Source organism: Burkholderia sp. E168m23 (assembly GCF_016586125.1).
Classification (GTDB): Bacteria; Pseudomonadota; Gammaproteobacteria; order Burkholderiales; family Burkholderiaceae; genus Burkholderia; species Burkholderia orbicola.
The window spans coordinates 1-5,865 of sequence record NZ_BCPP01000425.1; the positions used below are offsets into that span (position 1 = coordinate 1).

The 5,865-nt window shown below is 70.5% G+C and carries 6 protein-coding genes; all 6 read right to left on the reverse strand.

Going from position 1 to position 5,865, the window contains the following annotated elements; genetic code table 11:
• On the reverse strand, positions 1 to 968 hold a 968-nt coding region (locus tag JMF90_RS20975), incomplete at its 3' end, for a PHP domain-containing protein (protein WP_201325388.1).
• Between the two features lie 6 nt (positions 969 to 974).
• Complete coding sequence (locus JMF90_RS20980; RefSeq protein WP_201325389.1) at positions 975 to 2,471, reverse strand: DNA polymerase Y family protein; 1,497 nt, start codon at positions 2,469 to 2,471, stop codon at positions 975 to 977.
• The gene (gene imuA / locus JMF90_RS20985; protein WP_175682884.1) at positions 2,404 to 3,111 is read right to left on the reverse strand and encodes a translesion DNA synthesis-associated protein ImuA; all 708 of its coding nucleotides are present in this window, start codon (positions 3,109 to 3,111) and stop codon (positions 2,404 to 2,406) included. Before imuA ends, JMF90_RS20980 begins: the two co-directional genes overlap by 68 nt.
• A 232-nt stretch (positions 3,112 to 3,343) precedes the next feature.
• On the reverse strand, positions 3,344 to 4,138 hold the full coding sequence (locus JMF90_RS20990) for an ABC transporter ATP-binding protein (RefSeq protein ID WP_027805337.1): 795 nt from the start codon (positions 4,136 to 4,138) through the stop codon (positions 3,344 to 3,346).
• Between the two features lies 1 nt (position 4,139).
• The gene (locus JMF90_RS20995) at positions 4,140 to 5,036 is read right to left on the reverse strand and encodes an ABC transporter permease (RefSeq protein ID WP_011546267.1); all 897 of its coding nucleotides are present in this window, start codon (positions 5,034 to 5,036) and stop codon (positions 4,140 to 4,142) included.
• Positions 5,037 to 5,174: 138 nt separating this feature from the next.
• On the reverse strand, positions 5,175 to 5,865 hold a 691-nt coding region (locus JMF90_RS21000), incomplete at its 5' end, for an ABC transporter substrate-binding protein (protein ID WP_201325390.1).

A 5,865-nucleotide genomic window follows, 5' to 3' on the forward strand; every position in this document is an offset into this window, starting at 1 on the left:
TCGACCTTCTCCGGAATGCCGTTCGGATAACGATCGGCCGCGCCCGCGAAGGTTTCCTGTTCCAGATAGCGCGTCGGCGTGAGTCCCTTCGGCACGATCTCGTCGGGATACTCGTAGCGCAGCTTGCCGAGATCGAAATCGCACGCGTCTAGAATCGCGCAGGTTTCGCCAATCTCTTCCGCCGAAAACAACTTCGCGATCCGCCCGCGCGAACGCAAATGCTGCTCCGCATTCGGCGCGAGCGCATAGCCGCACTCGGCCACCGGCATCCCGACACGAATCGCCGTCATCACGTCCTGCAGCGGCTTGCACGAGCGCACGTGCATCGTCACGTCGCCGAGCGCGACGAGTCGCACGCCGCGCCGTTTGCCGGCCGCACGAATCTCGTCGCGCTGCACGCCGTCGAGCGCGCGCTGCAACTGCACGAGCCCGAGCCGCGCACGCTCGCCGAACGTCGCGCGAAACCACGCGACCTGCGCATCGAGCACGTCCGCCCGCACCGGATACGTCGGCACGAGAATCGCGAAGCAGTCGGGCATCCCGCGCAGGTGTGCAAACTTCGCTGGCGGCGCCGACAGCACCCGCGACGTCAGCTTGTACGTCCCCTTCGGAGCCTCCATCCGCCGCCATGAAATCAGCTCGGACAGATTGCCGTACCCTTCGCGGTTCTGCGCGAGCAACACGAGCCCGAACGCACCGGGGCCCGGGTCGTGGCCGGGTGCGACTTCATCCGGCGTGACGTCGAAATACGAACCGATGACGAGCGGCAGCCCTTTCTCTTTAGCGGCGACATGCATGCGCGGCGCGCCGGCGAGCGAGCATTCGTCGGTGATCGCGATCCCGCGATAGCCGAGTTCGTCGGCGCGCTCGACCAGTTCTTCCGCATGCGATGCGCCATGCAGGAACGAAAAATTCGAGCGGCAGAACAACTCCGCGTAATCGGGCAGCAAGCTGAATTCCGCAACCATCTTCGTTCACCCGAACAGGCCGTGCAGGAACCAGCGCGGCGCAGCCTGACTGCTCGTCCGCTCCCTGAACACCCAATAGCACGCGCCCTCTTCATCCTGCGCGACGTGGTAATCGCGTGCAGCGAGTTGCCCGTCGAACCACCCGGCTTCGATCCGCTCGGCCGACGACATCATCCGGAGCGGCGTATGAAATACCGGCCGCTCGCCGCGCATCAGCAACGGCAGCGGCTCGGCCAGCAGCCACGCGGGACGCGGCGGCGCGGCGGGTGAAACAGCAGCGGGCTTGCCGGCCTGCGCATCGAGCGGTAGCCAACGGTTCGCGGCTTCGGGCCGGTAATCGGCGACAGGCGCCGCGCGCAGCACGTTGTCCGCGCCCAGCCGTGCGACCAGCAGTTCGAACAACCGCTCGCGCGTCTCGCGCGTACCGCCCGGCTCGGGAAAAAGATCGTCGGCCGGCGGCGCGACCGATTCGACGCGCGTGGCCTTCAACCGCACCGCGATCACCGCGGCCGGCAACTCGACGCGCGCGAGCCGCTCGCCCAGCAGCCGCATGAAATGCGCTTCGTCGCGCACGGGCGCGGCGAACGCGAGCTCGAGCGGGGTCGGCGGCACGGCCTGGCGGCCGCGCTCGTGCTCGAGATCGAAGGTCATCGCGGCCAGCGACAGTTGCCGCGCGGCCAGCCAGCCGCACAGCTGCACGACGAGCCGCCGCGCGGCGAACAGCACGGCTTCCGCGTATTCGACGCGCTCCGGCAATTCGAGCCGCACGTCGAACACGGGCGGCACCGCCATCCATGCGAGCGGCTCGACCGCTTCGCCGTACGCCCGATCGAGCGCGGCCAGCAGCGCGGGACCGCAGCGCCGCTGCAGCCCCGCGCGCGGCAGCCGGCGCAGATCGGCGAGCGTGCGGCAGCCGAGGCCGTCGAACCAGCCCGCATACGGACGCGCATCGGGCAGCAGCACGCACGGCAACCGGTCGAGCGTGCGGACGAGCGAGCCCTGGCGCGCGACGCGGCGCCGGATGCGTGCCCGCGCCGACGTGCGCGCGAGCAGCCACGCGCCGCACCCGGTCGGCGCGGCGGCCAGGCGCGCCGCGTAGCCGAGCGCCGCGAGCGTCGCGCGCACCTGGCGGCACAGCGACGGCAGCCCGCCGAACAGCCGCAGGCTCGGACCGACGTCGACGATCAGCGTGGCTTCGTCGCCGAGCGCGACGCACGGCGAGAAGCGCAGCAACGCGAGCGCGACCGCGCGCAGCGCATCGGCTTCGCGGGCGGGATCGCGCTCGACGAGCAGCGTGTCCGGCGCGAGCGTGAGCACGCCGCCGCGCTTCATGCCCGCGCGCACGCCCTGCCGGCGCGCGGCCGCATCGGCGATCAGCACGACACCCTGCTCGAGCACCGCGCAGCCTGCCTCGCTGGCCTCGCCGGCCGCCGCGTCAGACGGCGGCGGGGCGCACACGTCGAGCGGCAGGCGCGGCAGATGGATGCCGAGCAAGACGCGCATAGCGGCTCTCCACGATGGGCGACGGCAAATCGAGCACGAGCGGCTCGCTGCGCGCGGGCCCGCGACGCTTGACGATGTCGAGCGACACGCCGCCCGGCACCGGATACAGCGCGACGCGCAGCACGGCCGGCGACGGCTGCCGCGCGGCCGACAGCGGACGCAGCATCACGAACAGCGTGTCGCCGGTGCGCGCGGCCGCGAGATGCAGGCGCCGCAGCGCATCGGGGCGCGCGTCCTGCCAGAGCAGCAGCGCGCCGCAACAGCCGGTCTTGAGCGCCTGCTCGGCGGCCCACAGCGCATCGGTGCGGCTACCGGCGCGCAGCCACAGCAGCGTATCGGCCGGCACGCCGAGACTGGCGAGCGCGGTGGCATGCGGCGACTGCGGCGGCGCGACGAGCGCGAGCGGCCGCCGCGCGCTGACGCTGCGGGCGAGCGCGGGCGCGAGCAGCCGCATCTCGCCGCCGCCCGGCTGCGCGGCCAGCAGTTCGACGAGGCCGCCGACCGGCCAGCCGCCACCCGGCAGCTCGGCCGACAGCGGCGCGAAGCCCGTGTCGATCGTGCGCGGACCGCCGCGCGCGAGCTGCGAGCCGCGCCAAAGGGACGGATGAAGGGATTCGGGAGCAATGGAGGATGCGAGCATGACGCCACCCACAACTGTATGGATATACAGTATATGGCAATGCGTCCGCGCCGCACAGCACCGGTGTAAAACCGGTTTTCGTCAGAAGAAAAACGACGGGAAAGCCGGCGTGGCCGTCATGTTACGCCGCGCCGGAGCGGGCGTGCCCGGATCGTGTCGCCCGGCCGGGCCGGCACGCCAACCCGCCGGAGAACCGGCACGATGCAGCACCCCGCACCGCACCGGCCGCCCGTCAGCCGAGCAGCAGCGCGTCGTCGTCGAGCTGCTCGTGCCGCACCTTCTCGAACATCTGCAGCAGGTCCGGCACGTCGAGCCCGCGACGCGCCTCGCCCGACACGTCGAGCACGACCTGCCCCTGGTGCAGCATCACCGTGCGGTCGCCGTAGTCGAGCGCCTGCCGCATGCTGTGCGTGACCATCATCGTCGTCAGCTTGCTCTCGGCGACGATGCGCGCGGTCAGCTCCAGCACGAACGCGGCCGTCTTCGGGTCGAGCGCGGCCGTGTGCTCGTCGAGCAGCAGGATCCGCGACGGCCGCAGCGACGCCATCAGCAGGCTCACCGCCTGCCGCTGGCCGCCCGACAGCAGCCCGATCCGGTCGGTCAGCCGGTTTTCCAGCCCGAGGTTCAGCAGCCGCAGCTTGTCGCGGAACAGCTCGCGCGACGGCCGGTCGAGCGCGGCCCGGAAGCCGCGCCGCGCGCCGCGCGCCATCGCGAGCGCCATGTTCTCCTCGATCGTCAGCGCCTCGCAGGTGCCGGCCATCGGGTCCTGGAACACGCGCGCGACGAGGTGCGCGCGATCCCACGCGGCCTTGCGCGTGACGTCCGTGCCGTCGATCGCGATGCGTCCCGCATCGACGCGCTGGTCGCCGCTGACCGCATTGAGGAAGGTCGACTTGCCGGCGCCGTTCGAGCCGATCACCGCGACGAACTGGCCGTCGGGAATCTCGAGCGACAGCCCGCGCAGCGCGCGCGTCTCGATCGGCGTGCCGGGATTGAACGTGAGTTTGAGATCGTGTGCGGACAGCATGTCAGGCCCCTCCGTTCTTGCGCGCGAACAGCTTCTTGCGCGTCGCCGGCAGCACCAGCGCGATCGTGACGAGCGCGGCCGTCACGAGGTTCAGGTCCTGCGCCTTCAGGCCGATGAATTCGCTGTTCAGCGCGAGCGCGATGAAGAAGCGGTAGACGATCGCGCCAAGCACGACGGCGAGCGTCGTCAGCACGAGCCGGCGCGCGGGCAGCAGCGTCTCGCCGATGATCACCGCGGCCAGCCCGATCACGATCGTGCCGATCCCCATCGAGATGTCCGAGCCGCCCTGCGTCTGCGCGAACAGGGCACCCGCGAGCGCGACGAGCGCGTTCGACAACGCCATCCCGGCGAGCGTCGCGCGGCCGGTCGCGATGCCTTGCGCCCGCGCCATCCGCGGGTTCGCGCCGGTCGCGCGCATCGCGAGGCCGAGCTGCGACGAGAAGAACCAGTCGAGGCCGAGCTTCGCGACCACGACGACGATCGCGAGCAGCGCCGGGCGCAGCACGTAATCGGGCATCCAGTCGGGCTGCAGCACGGTGAAGAGCGTCGGCTCGGTGATCAGCGGCACGTTCGGCCGGCCCATGATCCGCAGGTTCACCGAGTAGAGCGCGATCATCATCAGGATACTGGCGAGCAGATCCATGATCTTCAGGCGCACGTTCAGCCAGCCGGTGACGAAGCCAGCCAGCGCGCCCGCGACGATCGCGATCACGGTCGACGTGAATGGGTCATGGCCAGCCGAGATCAGCGTCGCGGCGACGGCGCCGCCGAGCGGAAAGCTGCCGTCGACGGTGAGGTCGGGGAAGTTGAGGATGCGAAACGAGATCAGCACCCCGAGGGCGACGAGGCTGAAGATCAGGCCGATCTCCAGTGCGCCCAGAAACGAGAACAGAGACATGATGGGGAAATCCTGTTGCTTCCCGGCCGGACGTGTACGGCCGGGCGAAGCGAACGGGCGGCCCCGGGTGGAGGCCGCCCGTCCGGCGATGTCGTCGAGGCCCGGATCGGGCCTGCCAGCGCGGCGTCGGGCCGCGGCTTACTTGATGACCGTCTTCGCTTCCTTCACGAGATCCGGCGACAGCGTGACACCCTGCTTCGCGGCCGCGCCCGTATTGACGAACAGCTCGAGGTTGCTGCTCGTCTCCGACGCGATCGCGCCCGGCTTCTCGCCCTTCAGGATGCGCGCGACGACCTTGCCGGTCTGCCGGCCGAGGTCGCCGTAGTTGATGCCGAGCGCCGCGATGCCGCCGCGCTTCACGCTGTCGGTATCGCCCGCGACGAGCGGGATCTTCGCTTCGTTCGCGACCTTCACGAGCGCTTCGTACGCGGACACGACGTTGTTGTCGGTGTTCGTGTAGATCACGTCGACCTTGCCGATCAGGCTCTTCGCGGCCGGGCCGATGTCGACGGTACGCGGCGCGGCCGCTTCCTTCAGCGTCATCCCCTGCTTCGCGAGGATCTCCTTGAGCTCCTTCACGACGACGACCGAATTCGCCTCGCCCGGGTTGTAGACCATGCCGACCGTCTTCGCATTCGGCACGACGCGCTTGATCAGCGCGACCTGGCGATCGAGCGGCAGCTTGTCGGACACGCCCGTCACGTTGGTGCCCGACGGGCCCCAGCCCTTCACGAGCTGCGCGGCGACCGGGTCGGTCACGCCCGAGTAGACGACCGGCACGCTCTTCGTCGCGGCGACGACCGACTGCGCGGCCGGCGTCGCGATCGCG